The 261-nt window shown below is 53.6% G+C and carries 1 protein-coding gene; it reads left to right on the plus strand.

Annotated features, from left to right (window positions below; translation table 11 throughout):
* Positions 1–261: hypothetical protein (locus ACZ2V4_RS11825; protein WP_490514967.1), on the plus strand; the 261-nt coding region annotated here is incomplete at both ends.

Below are 261 nucleotides of genomic sequence, written 5' to 3' on the forward strand. Positions count from 1 at the left end.
TCGCGTATCAGGCGCAGGTTCCGATCACGGCCGTGGATCAGCAGTCTATAACGATCGCACTTAGCGACTACACGTCGGGAATGAATCCGTCGTACATAGGCCAAATCATTGTCGAATTCTCTACGGGACAAAACTTCAGCTTCTGCCGCTACGTCAAAAGTGTGATACTGGGACCGACTACCGCAACGTTCCAGCTCACCTCGCCCATGGCGCAGCTTCCGGTGGTCGGAGACAAGATCGTTATCTTCGGTCGTCAAGTAC

It is taken from the genome of Macrococcus sp. CoH-51_TC_04 (genome assembly GCF_058188655.1).